14 protein-coding genes are annotated in these 19808 nt (G+C 70.9%); 10 read left to right on the plus strand and 4 right to left on the minus strand.

Annotated elements, in window-relative coordinates; genetic code table 11:
• Positions 1-3 precede the first annotated feature (3 nt).
• Both FHX52_RS15610 and ppsA read left to right on the plus strand, forming a co-directional pair.
• A complete protein-coding gene (locus FHX52_RS15610) occupies positions 4-873 on the plus strand; it encodes a pyruvate, water dikinase regulatory protein (protein WP_141823237.1) in 870 nt (289 codons plus the stop codon).
• A 40-nt stretch (positions 874-913) separates the two neighbouring features.
• Positions 914-3322, plus strand: a complete 2409-nt coding sequence (gene ppsA / locus FHX52_RS15615; protein ID WP_141823238.1) for a phosphoenolpyruvate synthase — start codon at positions 914-916, stop codon at positions 3320-3322.
• Positions 3323-3349: 27 nt separating this feature from the next.
• Here the strand turns inward: ppsA and FHX52_RS15620 are convergent, their stop codons facing one another.
• Positions 3350-4792, minus strand: a complete 1443-nt coding sequence (locus FHX52_RS15620; protein ID WP_141823239.1) for a DUF2252 domain-containing protein — start codon at positions 4790-4792, stop codon at positions 3350-3352.
• Between the two features lie 195 nt (positions 4793-4987).
• Between FHX52_RS15620 and FHX52_RS15625 the strand changes: the two genes are divergently transcribed.
• The gene (locus tag FHX52_RS15625; protein ID WP_141823240.1) at positions 4988-6253 is read left to right on the plus strand and encodes a lysylphosphatidylglycerol synthase domain-containing protein; all 1266 of its coding nucleotides are present in this window, start codon (positions 4988-4990) and stop codon (positions 6251-6253) included.
• On the opposite strand, the gene FHX52_RS15630 is transcribed toward FHX52_RS15625, so the two are convergent.
• The gene (locus FHX52_RS15630; RefSeq protein WP_246070031.1) at positions 6182-7999 is read right to left on the minus strand and encodes an SLC13 family permease; all 1818 of its coding nucleotides are present in this window, start codon (positions 7997-7999) and stop codon (positions 6182-6184) included. The genes FHX52_RS15625 and FHX52_RS15630 overlap by 72 nt on opposite strands.
• A gap of 233 nt (positions 8000-8232) precedes the next feature.
• Here FHX52_RS15630 and FHX52_RS15635 point away from each other — a divergent pair, with 233 nt between their 5' ends.
• Positions 8233-9744 carry a leucyl aminopeptidase family protein gene (locus FHX52_RS15635; protein WP_141823241.1) on the plus strand — a complete coding sequence of 504 codons (1512 nt, stop codon included), beginning with the start codon at positions 8233-8235 and terminating at the stop codon, positions 9742-9744.
• Between the two features lie 312 nt (positions 9745-10056).
• On the opposite strand, the gene FHX52_RS15640 is transcribed toward FHX52_RS15635, so the two are convergent.
• On the minus strand, positions 10057-10566 hold the full coding sequence (locus tag FHX52_RS15640; protein ID WP_141823242.1) for a hypothetical protein: 510 nt from the start codon (positions 10564-10566) through the stop codon (positions 10057-10059).
• Between the two features lie 202 nt (positions 10567-10768).
• Here FHX52_RS15640 and glsA point away from each other — a divergent pair, with 202 nt between their 5' ends.
• Together glsA and FHX52_RS15650 are read left to right on the plus strand one after the other, a co-directional pair.
• A complete protein-coding gene (gene glsA, locus FHX52_RS15645) occupies positions 10769-11749 on the plus strand; it encodes a glutaminase A (protein WP_246070033.1) in 981 nt (326 codons plus the stop codon).
• A gap of 24 nt (positions 11750-11773) precedes the next feature.
• Complete coding sequence (locus FHX52_RS15650; RefSeq protein ID WP_141823244.1) at positions 11774-12799, plus strand: alpha-hydroxy acid oxidase; 1026 nt, start codon at positions 11774-11776, stop codon at positions 12797-12799.
• A 107-nt stretch (positions 12800-12906) separates the two neighbouring features.
• On the opposite strand, the gene FHX52_RS15655 is transcribed toward FHX52_RS15650, so the two are convergent.
• Positions 12907-13707 (minus strand): aquaporin, encoded by an 801-nt coding sequence (locus FHX52_RS15655; protein WP_141823245.1) that lies wholly within the window; start codon positions 13705-13707, stop codon positions 12907-12909.
• A 306-nt stretch (positions 13708-14013) separates the two neighbouring features.
• Here FHX52_RS15655 and FHX52_RS15660 point away from each other — a divergent pair, with 306 nt between their 5' ends.
• Genes FHX52_RS15660 through FHX52_RS15675 form a run of 4 tightly spaced genes read left to right on the plus strand, consistent with a single transcriptional unit; the run spans position 14014 to position 19797 of the window.
• Positions 14014-16650 (plus strand): response regulator, encoded by a 2637-nt coding sequence (locus FHX52_RS15660; RefSeq protein ID WP_246070035.1) that lies wholly within the window; start codon positions 14014-14016, stop codon positions 16648-16650.
• A complete protein-coding gene (locus FHX52_RS15665) occupies positions 16647-17042 on the plus strand; it encodes a response regulator (RefSeq protein ID WP_141823247.1) in 396 nt (131 codons plus the stop codon). Before FHX52_RS15660 ends, FHX52_RS15665 begins: the two co-directional genes overlap by 4 nt.
• Entirely contained in the window at positions 17039-18202 is a 1164-nt protein-coding gene (locus FHX52_RS15670) for an adenylate/guanylate cyclase domain-containing protein (protein WP_141823248.1), read from the plus strand. The genes FHX52_RS15665 and FHX52_RS15670 overlap by 4 nt, the downstream gene beginning before the upstream one ends.
• Positions 18199-19797 (plus strand): peptide ligase PGM1-related protein, encoded by a 1599-nt coding sequence (locus FHX52_RS15675; RefSeq protein WP_141823249.1) that lies wholly within the window; start codon positions 18199-18201, stop codon positions 19795-19797. The genes FHX52_RS15670 and FHX52_RS15675 overlap by 4 nt, the downstream gene beginning before the upstream one ends.
• Positions 19798-19808: the final 11 nt, after the last annotated feature.

Here is a 19808-nt window from a genome sequence, read left to right on the forward strand (position 1 = left end):
GCCATGAGCGGTGTCGACGCAGCGTCCGGTTCGCAGCCCGGCGGGCCCGCCGTGGCCCACGGCGTCACCCCGGTCTTCTTCCTCGCCGGCGGCACGGGCATCTCCGCCGAGACCTTGGGCAACCTCATGCTCGCCCAGTTCCCGAGCCTGCGCTTCCGGCGACGCAAGATCCCGTTCATCACCACGATCGAGCAGGCACGCGACATCGTGACCCAGCTCGACGCGGCGATGACCGACTCGGTCAGGGGGCTCGTCTTCTCGACCGTTTCGGACGAGGCGATCCGCCAGGAGCTCCAACGCACTCAGTGCGCCTTCATCGACCTCTTCGGCTCGCACCTCGACACGGTCGAGCGGGTGCTGCACGTCAACGCGACGCACAACGCAGCGGCGCTGCACGGGGTCGGTGACACCCGCCGCTACGAGGCGCGCATGAAGGCCATCGAGTTCGCCATGGAGCACGACGACGGCGCCAGCCTGCGCAACCTCGAGCAGGCCGACCTCGTGCTCGTCGCGCCGTCACGCTGTGGCAAGACCCCCACCTCGATGTACCTCGCCCTCCAGCACGGTCTCAAGGTGGCGAACTACCCGCTCGTCGAGGAGGACTTCGAGTCCGGCGACCTGCCTCGGCCCCTGCGGCGCATCGGTGACAAGTGCTTCGGCCTGCTGTCGACCGCGGCCCGGCTCAGCCAGGTGCGGGCTGAGCGGCGACCGGGGTCGGTCTATGCGAGCCTCGCACAGTGCAGCTTCGAGCTGCGCCGCGCCGAGGCCCTCTATCGTGCACACCGCATTCCCTCGATCAACTCGGCTGCCATGTCCGTGGAGGAGATGGCAGCCGTCATCATGCAGAGCAGCCGTCTGCCCAACCTCGGCTGACCGCACCTCGGCTGAGCGCCGAACCGACGAAAGGAACGCCGTGAACGGCAACCAGACCGGCAGCGTCGCCGGAGACCCGCACGTCAACATCGCCTGGTTCGCAGAGCTGGGCCTGGGTGACGTGGAGCACGTGGGCGGCAAGAACGCCTCGCTCGGCGAGATGGTGCAGCACCTGTCCAAGGCGGGGGTGCGGGTGCCCGACGGCTTCGCGACGACGGCGGACGCCTACCGGCGTTTCCTTGCCCACGAGGGGCTCGCGGAGCGGATCAACGCGGTCCTCGCCGACCTGGATGTCGAGGACACCCGGGCGCTGGCGGCCGCCGGCGCCGAAATCCGCGAGTGGGTCGAGCGGCAACCGTTCCCGGCCGACCTCGAGAGCGACATCCGCACGGCATACGACCGGCTCGTCGGCGAGAGCGGCGGGGAGGTGAGCTGGGCGGTGCGCTCGAGCGCGACGGCCGAGGACCTGCCCGACGCGAGCTTCGCCGGGCAGCAGGAGACCTTCCTCAACGTGCGCGGCATCGACAACGTGCTGCACGCGATCCGGCTCGTGTTCGCCTCGCTCTACAACGACCGCGCGATCGCCTACCGCGTGCACAGCGACTTCGACCACTCCGTCGTGGCGCTGTCGGCGGGGGTGCAGCGGATGGTGCGCTCCGACATCGGGGCCTCGGGGGTCATGTTCACGATGGACACTGAGTCGGGCTTTCGTGACGCGGTGTTCGTCACGAGCAGCTACGGCCTCGGCGAGGCGGTCGTGCAGGGCGCCGTCAACCCTGACGAGTTCTACGTCTACAAGCCGGCACTCCGTGCCGGCCGTCCGGCGATCCTCAAGCGGGGCGTCGGCGGCAAGGCGACGAAGATGGTCTACACCACCGACGCGAGCGTCGGGCGCACCATCGAGTTCGTGCCGGTGCCCGAGGAGGCGCGGCCGTTGCTGTCGCTGACCGACGCGGAGGTCACCGAGCTCGCGCAGCACGCGGTGCGCATCGAGGAGCACTACGGCCGGCCGATGGACATCGAGTGGGGCAAGGACGGTGTCGACGGCGGTCTCTACATCCTGCAGGCGCGCCCGGAGACGGTGCAGTCGCGCCAGACCGGTTCGACGATGCGCCGCTTCCGCATGGACGAGCGCGGGCCTGTTGTCGTCGAGGGCCGCGCCATCGGGCAGAAGATCGGCGCCGGGGCAGTGCGGGTGCTGAGCTCGATCGAGGCGATGCACGACTTCCAGGCCGGCGAGGTGCTCGTCGCCGACATGACCGACCCCGACTGGGAGCCGATCATGAAGCGCGCGAGCGCCATCGTCACCAACCGCGGCGGGCGCACCTGCCACGCGGCGATCATCGCGCGCGAGCTCGGCATCCCGGCCGTCGTCGGCACCGCCAGCGCCACCACCGCTGTCAGCAACGGGGAGGAGGTCACCGTGTCGTGCGCCGAGGGCGACACCGGCTTCGTCTACGAGGGGCTGCGCGACTTCACCGTCACCGAGACGGCGCTCGACGAGATGCCCGAGGTGCCCGTCAAGATCATGATGAACGTCGGCACCCCGGAGCAGGCCTTCGAGTTCGCGCGGCTGCCCAACCGCGGCGTCGGGCTGGCCCGGCTGGAGTTCATCATCAACCGGCAGATCGGCATCCACCCGAAGGCGCTGCTCGAGCTGGGCGACCAGGAGCCCGCGATCAAGGCTGAGATCGAGGCGCTGATCGCGGCGTATGCCGGCCCGCGGGAGTTCTTCGTGCAACGCGTCGCCGAGGGCGTGTCGATGATCGCGGCGGCGTTCGCGCCGGAGCCGGTGATCGTGCGCATGTCCGACTTCAAGTCGAACGAGTACGCCGGCCTGCTCGGCGGCCAGCGCTACGAGCCGCACGAGGAGAACCCGATGATCGGCTACCGCGGAGCCGCGCGGTACCTCTCGGCCGACTTCGCCGAGTGCTTCGCGATGGAGTGCGAGGCCCTCAAGTACGTCCGAGACGACATGGGCCTGACCAACGTCAGGATCATGATCCCCTTCGTGCGCACCGTCGCCGAGGCCGAGGGTGTCATCGACCTGCTCGCCGCGCACGGGCTGCGCCGCGGCGAGAACGACCTGCAGGTCGTCATGATGTGCGAGGTGCCCTCGAACGCCGTCAACGCCGACGCGTTCCTCGACCACTTCGACGGCTTCTCGATCGGCTCCAACGACATGACCCAGCTGACCCTCGGCCTCGACCGCGACTCGGCCCTCGTCGCCGGCTCCTTCGACGAGCGCGACCCGGCCGTGAAGAAGATGCTCGCCATGGCCATCACCGCCTGCCGCGAGCGGGGCAAGTACGTCGGCATCTGCGGTCAGGGCCCCTCCGACCACCCGGACCTCGCCGACTGGCTCCTCGACCAGGGCATCGAGTCCATGTCACTCAACCCCGACACCGTCGTCGAGACCTGGACCCGTCTGGCGAAGCGCCAGGGCTAGCACAAGCACTCGCCTCCGGCCGAGCGGCTACAGCCCCGTCTGTGCCTCCACCCGGCCGGAGGCGACGGCGTCGACCAGGGCCTGGTAGTCGAGCTCGTTCTGGTCGGCGTAGGTGGCGGAGAAGTCTGCGATCGCATTGTCGAAGGCATCGCCCGTTCCGAGGTAGGACGCGATCGCCACGCGGTCGCCCGAGCGGGCGTGCGCCCGAGCCAAGGTCGCGCCGCACAGCTTGGCGTAGGCCGTCATCACACGCGGACTCATTGCCTCGACCTCGGCGGAGCCCTTCCAGTCGCGCAGCTGGCGGATGTAGAAGTCACGCTGCAGATTGTCGAGGCCGATGACGCGCTGCCAGCCGAGGAAGATGTCGCTGACGGCCTGCATGAGCCGCTGGCCGGCCACGACGCGCTGGCCGCTGTTGGCGTACTTGCTCTTGCCGAGGAATCGCTCGAGAACCGACTCCTGTGCCTCCTTGGCCTGGAGCAGGAGCGGGTCCTGCTCGTCCCGGCCGAGCAACAGCAGGATCCAGGCGCGGGTGCCCACACTGCCCACACCGACGACCTTGCGGGCCGCGTCGACGTAGCGGTAGCTCTCGACGAGCTCGCGCCGGTCGGTCTCGAGGGTGCGCCGGTAGGACCGAATCAGGCCGCTCAGCTCGTCGTGGATGTTGTCGCGACCCGACCCCGCGGGAACGAGCTCCTCCACGCGCACGATGAGAGGGGGGTCCGACACGAGGCGGCGCTGCCCGTCCACCTCGCGCGTGAGCTTGGTGAAGGCCTGCATGCTGTCGCGGGTCCGGGCCTTGGCGATGTTGGCCGTGGTCCTGGCCTGCTGCTTCTTCGTGATGCTCCCCTTCAGCTCCTCGAAGACCGTGTCGACGTCGATGTGGGCGTACCAGACGTCGAGCGTGCGCATGGCGGCGAACTGTCGCATGCGGTCTCGGTACTCGGCCACTCCCGCAGCGACGATCGCTCTGCGGTCACCAGGTTCGAAGCCGCGGTCGCGCCCCGCGATCTCGAAGCTCGCCGCCAGCCGCTTGACGTCCCACTCCCACGGACCGGGCAACGTCTCGTCGAAGTCGTTGATGTCGAAGACCAGCCTGCGCTCCGGTGAGGCGAACACGCCGAAGTTCGACAGATGGGCATCACCGCAGAGCTGCGTGTTGAGGCCAGACCTCGGCGTGGCCGCGAGATCGCTGGCCATGATCAAGGCAGCACCACGGTAGAAGGTGAAGGGCGAGACCATCATCCGTCCGTATCGGATGGGCACGAGCTCAGGGACCCGCGACGTGGCCTGGGACTCCAGCAGGTCGACCGGGTCGGCGCGGTCCGCCGCCGGCTGCCAGGCACCGTGACTGCTGCGCGGGGTCGCGGTGCGGGCAGCCTTGCCGCGGGCGACCCGCTCGTCCGGGCTCAGATGGGCGAGCTTCGGTGCCGCAGCCACCCGGCCCCCGAGCGCCGTCAGGGGTTGCATCCGATTCTGCCGGTCAACGCTCACGAGTCTCTCCCATGGTCGGGCTGCGTCCGCTGCAGCACACCTCGCATCCGTCTCCCGAGCGTCCCAGACGGCGAGGCCGCTGGTATCACCTTCCGCGGATGAAGGGCGCGCGAAACTGCCCATCCCGGGCACGTGGTCGCGAGCGATCTCCTGACGCCCGACACTGTGCACATGCAGTCAGACCACGGCGGGTCCTCCGCCGGCACCTCGGCCGGGCCCTCCGGCACCTGGGCCGGGCCCTCCGGCACCTGGGCCGGGCCCTCCGGCGCCTCGGCCGGGCCCGCCGGCTCCTCCGCTGGGACCTTCGACGCGGACTCGGGCGCCTCCAGCTCGGGAGCACTGCTCGAGCTGAAGCCGCCGGGCCGCCGGCGGGTGGTCGTCTCCGACGTCATCAAGGTCGGCGTCGCGCTCGTGGCCCTGTGGTGGTTCGCCCGCATCATCGGTCAGGTCGACTGGAGTGCCGTGTGGGTGGCCGTGCGAGACCTGGCTCCGCTCGAGATCCTCGCGCTCTTCGCCGTCATCGCGGTCCGTCAGACCCTCAACGCCGGCCCGCTCGCGATCTTCGTGCCCTCGCTCACCCTGCGGCGTGCGGTGGCGAACGACCTGTCGGCCAACCTCATCGCCACCGTCGCGCCGCCACCTGCCGACATCGTGCTGCGCATCTCGATGCTCCGCTCCTGGGGCATCAGCGCGGCCGAGGGCGTCGGCGGCATCTCCCTCAACACCCTCACCTACTACGTCGCGCGGTTCGGCGCCCCGGTGCTGGGTCTCGCGGTGGCCTTCGCAGCCGGTCAGGTGGAGTCCTCCTTCGTGTGGACGGCCTTCACGAGCGGTCTCGTCGCTGCGGCGGTGGTGGCGGGCCTTGCCATCGCGGCTCGTGGAGCCCGGGTGGCCGCGGCCTCGGCTGCCTGGGTGGGCCAGTGGGCGCGCCGGGTCTCGCAGCGCGTCGACCCCGCCGACTGGTCGAGACGGGCCGGTGACTTCGTCGAGCAGTCCGGGGGCGCGCTGCGGCAGGGGAGCCTCCGAGCGATGGCGTGCCAGGTCGGGCTCGTGCTGAGCGAGGCGCTGCTCCTGCTGCTCAGCCTGCGTTTCGCCGGCGTTCCGGCAGGCGTCGCCTCGGCCGTCTCGATCGTCGTCGCGCTGCTCATCAGCTACCCCCTGACCGCCCTGCCCTTCGCGGGCGTCGGGGTGCTCGATGCGGCCGTGCTGACGATCCTCGGCCTCGACGCGGGGCCGTGGGAGACGACCGCGATCGCAGGCATGGTCGTCTTCCGGGTCTGCTGGATGCTCGTGCCGCTCGCGCTCGGCGGCCTCACGGTCCTGTGGTGGCGCCACAGCCAGCGAGGGGCCGGCTCGACGACTCCGTCAGCCGGTGAAGGGCCAGACGATCGGGATGACGACGACCGCGACGACGAGCCACAGCAGCATGACCGGTAGCCCCAGGCGCCAGTAGTCCGAGAAGCGGTAGCCGCCAGGCCCCATGACCATCATGTTGCCCGGGGTGGCGATCGGGGTGAGCAGGGCGCCGGCGCCGGCCACCGCGATGAGCATGAGCACCGGCAGCACGGAGACGCCGGTCTCGTGCGCGGCGGCGACCGCGATGGGCACGACGATGAGCACCGTCGCCGTGTTGCTGACGACCTGACCGAGCACTGCGGTCAGGGCGAAGAGGGCGATGAGCAGCAGGTAGGGGCGGCCGGCCCCGACGATGTCGATGAGCCGGCCGGCGACGACGTCTGCCGCGCCGCTCGTCTGGATCGCCGTGGAGAGGGGGATGAGTCCACCGATGAGCACGACGGTCTGCCACGAGACGGCGCGGTAGGCCTGGTTGACGGTCACGACCCGCAGCAGCACCATCGCCGTGGCGGCAGCCAGCCCCGCGATGGCGGGCGGCACGATCGCAAAGGCCAGCAGCACGACCATGCCGATGAGCACGGCGATCGCGAAGCCCGAGCGCCTGCCGAGCGGAACGGCTTGCCGCCGAACGAGATCGGGTGAGTCGACCATGAGCACGTCTCGGTCGTGGACCAGCTCGTCGATCGCGGGCCACGTGCCGTGCAGCAGCAGGCTGTCGCCGGCTACCAGCTCGACAGGACGAGGGCCGGTGTCGCTGCCGAGCCGCCGGATGCCGAGGATGACGAGCTCGGAGCTGCGCTGCTGGCCGGGGAAGGCGACCTCGCCGACGAGGGGTGACCGCGGCGGCACGACGACCTCGCTGACCCCGACGTCGCGGGTGACGAGCTCACCGTCAGCCGTCGTGATCGGCTTCATCTCGACGACGAGCACCTCCTCGACGACGAGGCGGCTCACCTGCGCCGGGTCGCCGGTGACGACGAGCACGTCGCCCACCTCGACGACGTGCTCGTCGGAGAAGGTGCGACCCCCGCCGCTCTGCAGGCCGATGAGGGTCAGCCCCGGGTATGCCGCGAGGTCGAGGTCCGCGGTCGCGGTGCCCTCGAGCGCGGAGCCGGGCCTCACCCTCAAGCGGTAGAAGCCGTCGTGCAGCTCGTAGTGCTCGGCGAGCTGGCCCGCATGCTGGCTGAGGTCACGCGGTGCGCTGGACGACTGCCGGACCGGCAGCACCCGGGGTCCGAGAAGGACGGCGATGAGGATGGTGCCGATGACGAGCGGCACGCCGATGACGGCATACGCGAAGAAGCCGAAGGCGGAGGCGCCGGCGTCCTGCGCCGCCTCCGACACGATGACGTTGACGGGGCTGCCGGTGAGCGCCAGCAGCGAGCCGGCGCTGCCCGCGAAGGCCATCGGCATGAGCATGCGTGAGGGCGGCGTGCCGATCTTGAGCGCGAGCACGAGCACCATCGGCAGGAGAGCCGCGACGGAGCCGTTGAGGGTGATGACCGCTGTGAGCAGGGCGCAGAGTCCGAGAACCGCGACGAGCACGCGCATCGGCGCATCGCCGACGACCGCGATGAGTCGCTGGCCGGCCCACGTCGTCACGCCCGTCGAGTCGAGGGCCTCGCTGACGATGAAGAGCGACGCGATGAAGACGACGACGGGGTCGCCGAAGCCGGACAGTGCCGTGTTCGCGTCGACGAGGCCGGTGACGTAGAGCGCGAGCGCCGTGAGTACGGCGACGACCCCGACGGGGAGGCGGTTCCAGACGAAGAGCACGATCGTCACGGCGAGGACGAGCAGGCTCGTCGTCGCCGGACTCACGCGCACGCCCGACGAGGCATTGAGGGACTGCCCATTCGTGTCACGCCTCTCGGGAATGCGGCAACCGGTCGGCCCGGTCGTGGTGAACGTAGCCCGAGCCTAGGTGACCGGCTTCACCCCCTACGGGTGACGGCATCCGTTCGGACGTGCCCGACGCTGGGTGGAGCGGGTCGCTCGAGCAGCGGGCCGCAGTTCGACGTCGCTCGGAGGGACCGGGCGCAAGCCTCGAAGGAGATGCGATGAGCACGCCAGCAGCCCGGTCTGCAGACCCGGTCCCGTCAGCCAGTCTCGACATCGAGGTCACGACCTCGGCATCGCTGCCGACGCCCGACCTGGCCGGTGCCGTGGCCGTGCCCGTGGCGAGCGAGGGGGAGGTGCCGGCCGACCTGGGCTTCGACCGCGCAGCCCTCGAGGCGGCCGGTTTCCGTGCCGAGCGGGGCGCCACCCTCGTCGTGCCCTCGGCTGACGGACGGGCGCTCGTCGCCCTCGGCATCGGCGCCCGTGCCACCGTCGACGCCGCCACGGTGCGTGACCTCGCCGCCGACTTCGCCCGCGCGGTGCCGCACCAGAAGCGCCTCGCCGTCGAGCTCCCCGCCGGCGAGACGGGGCTCACGGCCGCTGAGTTCGCGGCCGCCGTGGTCGAGGGCGTGCTGCTCGCCCGCTGGCGCTTCCTCATGGGCAAGGGCAGCGACGAGCAGACCCTCGACTCGCTCGTCATCGTCGCCCCCGACTCCGCTGCCGACGACGTGCGCGTGGGCATCGAGCGCGGGCGGGTGCTCGCGTATGCCGCGATGCTCGGTCGCGACCTCGCCAACTGTCCCGCCGCGATCCTCAGCGCTGCGCGCATGGCGCAGGTGGCCGAGGAGGTCGGCCGGCGAAGCGGCCTGGAGGTCGAGGTCTTCGGCAAGGACGAGCTCATCGAGATGGGTTGTGGTGGCCTGCTCGGGGTCAACATGGGCAGCGTCGACGAGCCGCGCATGGTGCGCCTGCGCTACGTGCCCGAGTCGCCGACCGGCCACCTGGCCCTCGTCGGCAAGGGCATCATGTACGACTCCGGTGGCATCAGCCTCAAGCCGAGCGACGAGTCTCACGCCCAGATGAAGAACGACATGACGGGGGCCGCGACCGTGCTCGCCGCGATGACGGCCCTGCGCGACGTCGGCTGCCGCACCGAGGTCACCGGCTACCTCATGTGCACAGACAACATGCCGTCCGGCTCGGCCATGAAGCTCGGTGACGTCCTCACGATGCGCGGCGGTACGACGGTCGAGGTGCTCAACACCGACGCCGAGGGCCGCCTCGTCATGGCCGACGCCCTCGTGCTCGCGGTCGAGCAGGGCGTCGACGCGATCGTCGACATCGCGACGCTCACGGGTGCGTGCCTGCGCACCTTCGGCGTCGACATCGCCGGGCTCATGGCCAACGACGACGGTCTGGCCGACCAGGTCCGCCGCGCCGGTGACGTCGTCGACGAGCCGGTGTGGCCGCTGCCGCTGCACCGTCCCTACCGCAAGCAGCTCGACTCGCCGATCGCCGACATGACCAACATGGGCGGGGCCAACGCCGGGTCGATCACCGCAGCCCTCTTCCTCGCGGAGTTCGTCGGCGACACCCCGTGGGCCCACGTCGACATCGCCGGCACGGCGCAGCTGCCTGCCGCGCGGGGCTGGCGCAACAAGGGCGCCACCGGCTTCGGCACCCGCCTCCTCGTCGAGCTCGCCTGCACCTTCGAGGTCCCCGGGCGCAAGTAGCCCCCAACGCCGACGAACTGCTCTTTGGATTGAGGCTGTGGGGTTGGGCGCGCGGCGACGAACTGCTCTCTCGATTGGGGGCGTGGGCTCACCTGGCAATCGCCGGAGCGCCGCGCTCGCAAACGTCAATCGAGAGAGCAGTTCGTCGGCAAACTGAGCCGACGAACTGCTCTTTGGATTGAGGCTGTGGGGTTGGGCGCGCGGCGACGAACTGCTCTCTTGATTGGTGGGCACTGCCGACGAGCTGCTCTTTGGATTTGAGGCTGCGCGGTTGGCCGCCAGGCGACGGACTGCTCTTTCGATCGGTTCTTGTCAGCGGGCGTCGCGCTTGGCCTGGCGACGGGCGCCGGCCGACTGCGAGCTCGCGTCGCGCTTCTTGCCGCCGGTCGTCTTCGTCGCGCGCCTACGGGTCGAGGCGGCCGCGGTTCCGGTGCCGCTCGCCGCATCGCCCGACGAGTCGGGCCCGGTGCCGGCCTTGACCGCCGCTGCGGCAGCAAGGCGCTCGGCCTTGAGCTCGGCGGCTGCGGCGCGTGCGACGACGTCGATGCGCTTGCTGACCCGGGCGAGCGCGAGCTCGAAGACCTCGGCCCGCTCGGCGTTCTGGCGGTTCGCGGGCCGGGCCTTGCCGCGGGCGCCCTTGGCGACGACGCGGGCAGCGCCCTGCCGGCGATACAGGCCGACGTACTTGTTGCGGGCCCGTCGCACCCGCGCGTGCAGGTCGAGCAGTGCGTCCTCGTCGAGCTCGGCGAGCCGGGCCGGCTCGGTCTCTCGGATGAGGTCGCCCTGGGCCGACGTGAGGGAGCCGAGGGGAATCGTTGCCATGCCGAGTCCTTTCGTCGTCGCGCCGGCACACCACCGGCTCGTCCTGCACCTTCGACTCTGATGGTGCGGGTGCACCGAGGCATCACCCCAGCGGGGTGATGCCCCCCGCACCGGTGGCTGCGACGCTGCCGACACCATGCGTCGGCGGGCGTGGGACCCGGCCGAGCGGCATACGGCAACGAGGTCGGAGAGGGGTGGCACGGTGGCGTCGACGATCTCGACGGGCGACCTGCCCGGTGAGGAGACGGTGCGGGCCGTCGTGACCCAGGCGCACGCCGACAGCCTCGGAGTCCACGAGGGCCGGGTCGCGACCTACATCCCGCAGCTGGCCGAGGCCGACCCCGATGCGTGCGCGGTGTCGGTGGTCTCGGTCAGGGGTCGGTCCTTCGAGGTCGGCGACATCGGCGAGCGCTTCTCGATCCAGAGCGTCTCCAAGCCCTTCGTGCTGGCGCTCGCCTGCGACGCGCTGGGCGCCGACCATACGCGAGATCGCTTGGGGGTCAACGCAACCGGTATGCCGTTCAACTCGGTCATGGCGGTCGAGCTCAACGAGCGCCGCACGATGAACCCCATGGTCAACGCCGGAGCGATCGCGGCGACGAGCCTGCTCGTCGACGTCGGTGGCGACGGGGCGGCAGCGTGGGGCCTCGTGCAGGACGGCCTCAGCCGCTTCGCGGGCCGTGACCTCACGGTCGACGAGGACGTCTACGCATGCGAGTCGCGCACCAACCTGCGCAACCACGGCATCGCCCACCTGCTGCACAGCTACGGCAGTGTGCACGGCGACCCCGACGTGGCCACCGACGTCTACACCCGCCAGTGCTCCCTCTCCGTCGACACCCACGACCTCGCCGTGATGGCTGCCACGCTCGCCGACGGCGGGGTCAACCCGATCACCCGTAGGCAGGTCGTGCGCGAGAGCACGTGCGCCAAGGTGCTCGCGGTCATGGCCACGGCCGGCCTCTACGAGCACTCTGGCGACTGGCTCTGGGACATCGGCCTGCCCGGCAAGAGCGGTGTCAGCGGCGCCATCGTCACCGTGTCTCCCGGCAAGGGCGGGCTCGCGACGTGGTCGCCACGCCTCGACGAAGCGGGCAACAGCGTGCGGGGGCAGATGATCACGCGGCGGCTGTCGATCGAGCTGGGGCTCAACGTCTTCGCGTCGCGCGCGGTTGTGGACTGACGTCGTGCGGCTCACGCTGGACCGGTGATCGACCACGACCTGCTGAGGCGGCGCGCGCAGGAGCTGCTGCCCGACGACGTCTTCGGCTACTTCGACGCCGGCTCCGGCGCCGAAGTCACCCTGGCGCGCGAGGCCCGGGCCTGGGACGACGTGCTGCTCCAGCCGCGCGTGCTCCGCGACGTCACGGCCGCAACCGCCGCGACGACCGTGCTGGGGCACCCCGTCTCGTCACCGGTGCTCGTCGCGCCGATGGCCGCCCAACGGCTGGCCCACCCGTCGGGCGAGGTCGCAGTCGCGCTCGCTGCCCGCGACGCAGGATCGCTCATGGTGATCTCGATGCGGTCGAGCACGCGGGTCGATGACGTCGGGCAGGTGGCGCCGTTCTGGCAGCAGCTCTATGTCCTGAAGGACCGGGGTGTCACGGACGAGGTGGCCGAGCGAGCCACGGCCGCAGGGGCGCTCGCCCTCGTCGTCACCGTCGACACTCCGGTCGTGGCCGCCAAGCGGGTCGGCCTGCCACGGACCCTGCCGCCCCTCGGGGTGGTGCAGGCGCTGGACGACCGCGACGTGACGGACGAGCGGCTGCAGCAGGCCCGCGACGTCGGTCCGCGCGACCTCGAGCGGCTGGCAGAGACCACCGGGCTCCCGGTCGTCGCCAAGGGTGTCCTCTCGGCGGCAGCAGCCCGGGACTGCGTGGCCGCCGGGGCGTCGGCCGTCATCGTGTCGACGCATGGCGGGCGCCAGCTCGACGGCGTCGTGCCGACGCCGCTGGCCCTGCCGGCCGTGGTCGACGCGGTCGGTGGCGAGGTCGAGGTCTACGTCGACGGCGGCGTGCGCTCCGGGTCGCACGTGCTCAAGGCGCTGGCTCTGGGAGCGCGCGCGGTCCTCGTCGGGAGACCGGTGCTGTGGGCACTCGCCACGGGCGGCTCGGACGGCGTCCGAGTGCTCCTCGAGGACCTGACGGCAGAGGCCCTCGAGGCGCTCATGCTCTCGGGGTGCCGCTCCTGCGCGGACGTCGGCCCCGACCTGGTCCGCGGCCGCCGCCCGTGACGGGCTCACGGGCGCGGGGGCGGGTGACGTCGCCCGGACGAGGTGGGCATGACCGTGCCGCAGCCCCGGAGGGAGCTGCGGCACGGGGTGAGGACCGGTTCCGCCGGTCAGGCCGGGACGTCGGCCCCGGTCGGGTCCTTCTCCGAGCGGTCGGTGGCCGTCTCGAAGAAGGGCGCCGCGAGCGCTGCGAGCGCCCCACCGATGAGGGGCGCGACGATGAACATCCAGACGTGCGCGAGCGACTCGCCGCCGTTGAAGAGCGCCGGGCCGAGCGAGCGTGCCGGGTTGACCGACGTGCCGTCGAGGGGGATGCCCACAAGGTGGATCACCGTGAGCACGAGGCCGATCGCGAGCCCGGCGAAGCCGGGTGCGGCTGCGCGGTTCGTGACGAGGAGCACGACGAGCACGAGCAGGAAGGTCATCACGATCTCGAGGACGAACGTGCCCCCCGCAGTGATGTTCTTGCCCCAGTCGTTGGTGCCCAGTCCGCCGGTCTTGTCGGTGGCACCGCCGAAGCCGGAGACGAGCAGCTTGAGCAGAGCAGCCCCGACGATCGCGCCGACGACCTGAGCCGCCCAGTACCAGGCGGCCTCGGTGACCGAAATGCCCTTGCGCAGAAGGACGCCCAGCGTCACCGCCGGGTTGACGTGGCAGCCCGAGACCGGGCCGATGGAGTAGGCGAGGGCGAGCAGGACGAAGCCGAAGGCGGTGGCGACGCCGAGCGGGCCGATGACGTCGATGCCGAAGACGGCCGATCCGACGGCGAAGAAGACGAGGATGAAGGTGCCGACCGCCTCGGCGACGGCCTTGCGGGCGATGTCGGGAGCGGGCGCCGTGGCCGGCTCGGTGTCCGGCGTCGTGGCCGGCTTGGTGCGAGTTGGCTTGGTGTGAGTTCTGCTGTCAGACATGAGGGACCCCTTGTGTCGGTGGGCGGCCCGACCCCCGGGCCGCTCGCGAGCGAGCCTAGGCGGCCACCACGCGCGTAGCCCGCCCATCTCACCCACGGTGCACACGGCATACGGGCTCGTGGAGGGCGCGGCGCCACGATTGCGTATGCCGGGTGGTTGCCTTCGGTGTGCGGGCCTCACCGTTTCCGGGGTGGGCGGGGCCTGTGAGGTGGACACTGCTGGAGGGGCCAGGAGTCGCTCACAGCCGGATGGAGGACTGGCATGGGCCGGTTCGCGGAGCCGAGTGGAAAGCCGGGGGTGGACCCCGTGCGCGCACTGGAGGTCCGGTTGGGCGAGGTGCAGCAGCAGTTCCGGGCCACGAGCGACATCCTCCGGGTCCTGACGAGGGGCGCGTCCGAGCAGACCCGGGTCTTCGATGCCCTCGTCGACAACGCGAGGCGCCTCCTTCACTCCGACGTCGCCCAGATCCACCTGCTCGAGGGTGACGAGTACCGGCTCGAGTGGTCGAGCGGCCACACGCAGGAGTTCCTCGAGGTCGTCGACCTCTACCCGGTGCGGCGCGACAACCGGGGCACGCTCGTCGGGCGCATCGGGATGGATCGCACGGCACAACAGATCAAGGACGTGCTCGCCGACCCGGACTACGTCCAGGTCGACCTGCAGAAGCTCGGGGGCTACCGCTCCATCCTCGGCGCGCCGATGGTCGTCGACGACGAGGTCGTGGGGACCCTCACCGTGTGGCGCACGGAGGTCGACCCGTTCGACGAGCGCGCCGCAGAGCTGCTGACGACCTTTGCCGAGCAGGCGGCGCTGGCCCTTCGCCACGTCGAGCTGTTCAGCGCCCTCGAGAGCCGGTCGGCAGAGCTCGCCCGCAAGGTCGACCAGCTCGAGGCGCTCGCCGACGTGGGGGAGGCCATCAGCTCGACGCTCGTGGCCGACGAGGTGCTGACAACGATCGTCTCGCACGCCGTCCAGCTGTCGAGCACCGACGGTGGCTCCCTCATGGAGTACGACGAGTCGACGGGGCTGTTCGGAGTGCGCGCCGTCTACGGCACCGGCACGAGCGTCGTCGAGGCGCTGCGCTCGGCCGAGATCCACATCGACCGCACGTGGGTGGGCCGGGCCGCCCGCGACCGCGAGGTCCTGCAGATCGCCGACCTCGACGCGGAGCCCCTGCCGCTGGACCCCCATCTCGAGATCCTCCACGCCTCGGGGTGGCGCTCGCTGGTCGCGATCCCGCTCGTGCGACCGGACCGCGTCGTCGGCGCCCTCGTCGTGCGGCGGCTGACCCGGGGCGCCTTCAGCGAGGAGACCTGCGACCTGCTCTCGGCCTTCGCGAGCCAGTCGGCCGTCGCCCTCACCAACGCCCGGCTCTACCAGCAGCTCGAGCGGCAGAGCCGCGAGCTCGCAGAGGCCAGCCGTCACAAGTCGGAGTTCCTTGCAAGCATGTCGCACGAGCTGCGCACCCCGCTCAATGCCGTCATCGGCTTCTCCGAGGTCCTGCTCGAGCGGATGTTCGGCGAGCTCAACGACCGCCAGGAGGACTACCTCCGCGATATCCACTCGGCGGGGCGGCACCTGCTCGCGCTGCTCGGCGACATCCTCGACCTATCGAAGATCGAGGCAGGCCGGATGGAGCTCGACCTCACGACGTTCCCGATGGACGACATTCTTTCGCAAGCGATCTCGTTGGTTCGTGAGCGCGCGCTGAGCCATGGCCTCCGGCTGACCCTTGACTCCAGCCGGACCCTCGGCATCGTCACCGCAGACGAGCTGCGGCTCAAGCAGGTGCTCCTCAACCTGCTGAGCAACGCCGTGAAGTTCACCCCCGACGGCGGCCGGATCGACGTGCACGCGTGGCGCCACGGTGACGTCGTGGAGGTGACCGTCACCGACACCGGGGTCGGGGTCGACCCCGCCGACCAAGAGCGCATCTTCGACTCGTTCCAGCAGGGCGAGCGCTCCGCCTCGACGATCGAGGGCACAGGTCTGGGCCTCACGCTCAGCCGCCGCATCATCGAGCTGCACGGTGGCCGGCTCTGGCTGTCGAGCTCGCCGGGGGAGGGGAGCACGTTCGGCATCTCGATCCCTCAGCCACGAGCAGCTTCGCGGGCAGGGGCGCAGGATCGCCGGGTCGCCGACGAGGAGTCGGCGGCCGGCCCGACGATCGTCGTCATCGAGGACGACCCCCGGTCGGCCGAGCTCGTGGAGCTGCACCTTCGCGCAGCGGGGCTCCGCGTGCGTATCGCGGCCACGGGGGAGACCGGCCTCGAGCTCGTGCGCGCCGAGCTGCCGGTGGCGGTCGTGCTCGACATCCACCTGCCCGGGATGAACGGTTGGGAGGTCCTCTCGCTGCTGAAGTCCGACACCGCCACGGCGGCGGTCCCGGTCGTCGTCGTCAGCGTGGAGCCGGAGCGTGGTCGTGGCTTCGCGCTCGGGGCCACCGAGTACCTCGTCAAGCCGGTGAGCGGCGAGCACCTGCTGGCCGCGGTGACCCGGCTGCTGCCGCGGCAGGCCGCCGGTGACGAGCCGGCGACGACCCGGCTCAGCGTCGTGGTGGTCGACGACGACCCTCTCGCGCTGAAGCTCGTGCGCAGCACCCTGGAGCCGCTCGGCTGGGAGGTCCACACATGCGCGGGTGGCCAGCAGGCAGCCGACGTCGTCCGTGCGGTCTCCCCGTCCGTCGTGGTCATGGACCTGCTCATGCCCCAGGTGGACGGCTTCGCCGTGATCGACGAGCTACGCCCCGATCGTGACTCGGAGGGTCCGCCGATCGTCGTGCTCACCGCGAAGTCCCTTACGCCACAAGACCGTTCGCGGTTGGAGGGGCGGATCGCCTTCGTCGCCGAGAAGGCCGGCATCGACCTGCCCGTCCTCGCACGCCGGCTCGCGGCGGTGGCGTCCGACCACGAGGACGCCCAGTCGCGCGAGGAGCCCTCGTGAGCCGGCCACCGACCGTCCTGCTGGTCGAGGACAACCCCCGCAACCTCAAGCTCGCGCGTGATGTGCTCGAGTACGGCGGCTTCGTCGTCGTCGTCGCCACGACGGGCGAGGAGGGGGTCGAGCAGTCCCGCGCGACGCTGCCGGACGTCATCCTCATGGATCTCCAGCTGCCCGGCATCGACGGCTACGCCGCCCTGGAGCTCATCCGTGGGCACGAGCTCACCGCCCACATCCCCGTCGTGGCGCTCACCGCTTTCGCGATGGCGCGAGATCGCGAGCGGGTGATGGCATCCGGTTTCGCCGGCTATCTCGAGAAGCCCATCAGCGTCAGGGAGTTCCCGGCCCAGGTGCGGCGACACCTGCCGCGCGGCGACGACGGACGGGTGTCGTGACCAGCGCCGGGCCCGACGGGTCGCCGGGGCCGACCGTCGGCGTGCGGGTGCTCGTCGTCGACGACCTCGAGACGAACCGCAAGCTCATGCGCGCCGTGCTCGAGCCCCGTGGCTTCGTCGTGCACTCGGTCGCCTCGGGTGAGGAGGCTCTCGCGACCCTCGAGACGACCGACGTGGACGTCGTCCTGCTCGACGTGCTCATGCCGGGGATCGACGGCTACGACACGTGCGCGCTCATCAAGGCCGAACCCCGCACCGCAGCGCTCCCGATCATCATGGTCACCGCGAGCGGGGCGCAGCGGCAGCGGCTTCGGGCGCTCGAGATGGGCGCCGACGACTTCATCACGAAGCCGTTCGACCAGGCCGAGCTCGTCGCGCGGGTGCGGTCGCTCGCGCGGATGAAACGCCTCCACGACACGATCGTCGAGCAGGCCGCGGCCCTTGAGAGCTGGAACGCGGAGCTCGAGGAGCGGGTCGCGGCGCAGGTCGACGACCTCGAGCGGCTGGGGCGCCTGCGCCGCTTCCTCTCCCCACAGATTGCCCAGCTCATCGTCGAGACGGGTGACGAGTCCTTCCTCGAGAGCCACCGACGCGACATCACGACAGTCTTCACCGACCTGCGCGGCTTCACCGCCTTCGCCGAGACGGCCGAGCCGGAGGAGACCATGGCGGTCCTGCGCGACTACCACGAGGCCCTCGGCGCGCTCGTGTTCGCCTACGGGGGGACCCTCGAGCACTTCGCCGGAGACGGCCTCATGGTCTTCTTCAACGACCCCCCGCCCTGCGCCGACGCCCCCGAGCGCGCGGTGCGCATGGCCCTCGAGATGCGAGACCGCGTCGACGTGCTGGCCGAGGGCTGGCACCGGCAGGGGCACTCCCTCGGCTTCGGCGTCGGCATCGCGCAGGGCTACGCGACCCTCGGACGGGTCGGCTTCGAAGGACGGTGGGACTACGCCGCGATCGGCACGGTCACCAACGTCGCCGCCCGGCTCTGTGCGGCGGCCGCCGCACGGCAGATCCTCATCAGCCCCCGCGTGCGGGCCGGTCTCGACGGGTGCTTCGAGACGCGCCCGCTCGGGCCCGTCGAGCTGCGCGGCATCTCACGCCCCGTGGAGGTCCACGAGGTCATCGGCACCATCGACCCGGAAGGCGACCCATGAACGCCAACGTGACCAACGGAGCACCCGACCGCGGGCAGTCCGACGTGCTCGACGACCTCGACGAGGCCGCGCGGGAGGCGCGTTTCGACGCTCTCCAGCAGCGTCTGCCCGAGATCTGGCGATCCATTCGCAAGGACGACCCTCGCGAGTCGGTCGTCGTGGTGCCCTCGATGAGCATCGACCGGATGGCGCCGAGTGCGGGCGCCATGAACCAGGCGATGGAGGAGCGCCTGCTCTTCCTGCTGCTCCTGCTCCGCCAACCCCGGCTCCGGATGGTCTACGTCACGTCGATGCCGATCAGCGACCAGATCGTGGAGTACTACCTGTCGCTGCTGCCAGGCGTCATCCCCAGCCACGCGCGCTCGCGCCTGTCGCTCGTGTCGGTCGGCGACTCGTCCACCGCGCCGTTGACCGACAAGCTGCTCGCCCGCCCGCGCCTGCTGGCGCACGTCGCGTCTCTCATTCCCGACACGGCGCGCTCGCACCTCATTCCCTACAACAGCACGTGGCGGGAGCGTGACCTCGCGCTCGTGCTCGGCATCCCGATGTATGCCGCCGACCCGCGACACTTCCCCCTCGGGACCAAGACCGGGTGCCGAAGGGCCTTCGCAGAGGCCGGGGTCACCTATCCCTTCGGCGCCGAGGACCTCCACTCCGTCGACGACGTGGTGACTGCGCTGCTCGATCTGCACGCTGTCCGGCCGGCTGCGGGGTGGGCCATGGTGAAGCTCAACGAGGGAGTGTCGGGCTCGGGCAACGCACTCGTCGACCTGCGCGACCTGCCGGCGGCCGGCGACCTGCGTGCAGCCGTGACGGACCGCGTCGAGGCGATGCAGCTGGAGAGCTCGAGGATCACGCTCGACACCTACCTGCAGCGCCTCGCCGCCACGGGCGGCATCGCCGAGGAGCGCATCGTCGGTGACGAGGTGCGCAGCCCGAGCGTGCAGATGGCGGTCAGCCCGCTCGGCGAGCTCGAGATCCTCTCGACCCACGACCAGATCCTGGGTGGGCCGTCCGGCCAGGTGTACCTCGGCGCCCGGTTCCCCGCCGACCCCTCCTACGCGGCGACGATCACGCAGGAGGCCAAGGCGGTCGGGCGGGTGCTCGCCGACAAGGGCGTGCTCGGTCGCTTCGCACTCGACTTCGTCGTCGTGCGCCACGGTGATGCGTGGGAGGCGCATGCGATCGAGATCAACCTCCGCAAGGGAGGCACGACTCACCCGTTCCTCACGTTGCAGTTCCTCACCGACGGGCGCTACCTCCCCGACGAATGCCGGTTCCGCACGCCGGCCGGAGCGGAACGTCATCTCGTGGCCACCGACCACCTGAAGGACGACGCTCTCAAGGGGCTGCGGGTCGACGACCTCTTCGACCTCGTCGCTCGGGCCGGACTCCACTTCGACCCGTCGAGGCAGTCCGGTGTCGTCTTCCACATGATCAGCTCGATCACCGAGTGCGGTCGGGTCGGAATGACGGCGATCGGGGACACGCCAGCCTCCGCCCAGGATGTGTTCGACCGGGCGGAGGCGGCTCTGCTCGCCGAGGCGCGTGACTCCCTCTCCCCGGTGCTCCTCGCACCGTCACGGGCCCAGTGAGCGCTCGGGAT

The sequence above is a fragment of the Humibacillus xanthopallidus genome (assembly GCF_006717145.1).
Classification (GTDB): domain Bacteria; phylum Actinomycetota; class Actinomycetes; order Actinomycetales; family Dermatophilaceae; genus Humibacillus; species Humibacillus xanthopallidus.

What these genes read in the sequence shown, in the direction of transcription:
- FHX52_RS15610 (WP_141823237.1), top strand. Translation starts at nt 4, where the DNA reads ATGAGCGGTGTCGACGCAGCGTCCGGTTCGCAGCCCGGCGGGCCCGCC.
- FHX52_RS15620 (WP_141823239.1), bottom strand. Translation starts at nt 4,792, where the DNA reads ATGCAACCCCTGACGGCGCTCGGGGGCCGGGTGGCTGCGGCACCGAAG.
- FHX52_RS15625 (WP_141823240.1), top strand. Translation starts at nt 4,988, where the DNA reads ATGCAGTCAGACCACGGCGGGTCCTCCGCCGGCACCTCGGCCGGGCCC.
- FHX52_RS15635 (WP_141823241.1), top strand. Translation starts at nt 8,233, where the DNA reads ATGAGCACGCCAGCAGCCCGGTCTGCAGACCCGGTCCCGTCAGCCAGT.
- FHX52_RS15640 (WP_141823242.1), bottom strand. Translation starts at nt 10,566, where the DNA reads ATGGCAACGATTCCCCTCGGCTCCCTCACGTCGGCCCAGGGCGACCTC.
- FHX52_RS15655 (WP_141823245.1), bottom strand. Translation starts at nt 13,707, where the DNA reads ATGTCTGACAGCAGAACTCACACCAAGCCAACTCGCACCAAGCCGGCC.
- FHX52_RS15675 (WP_141823249.1), top strand. Translation starts at nt 18,199, where the DNA reads ATGAACGCCAACGTGACCAACGGAGCACCCGACCGCGGGCAGTCCGAC.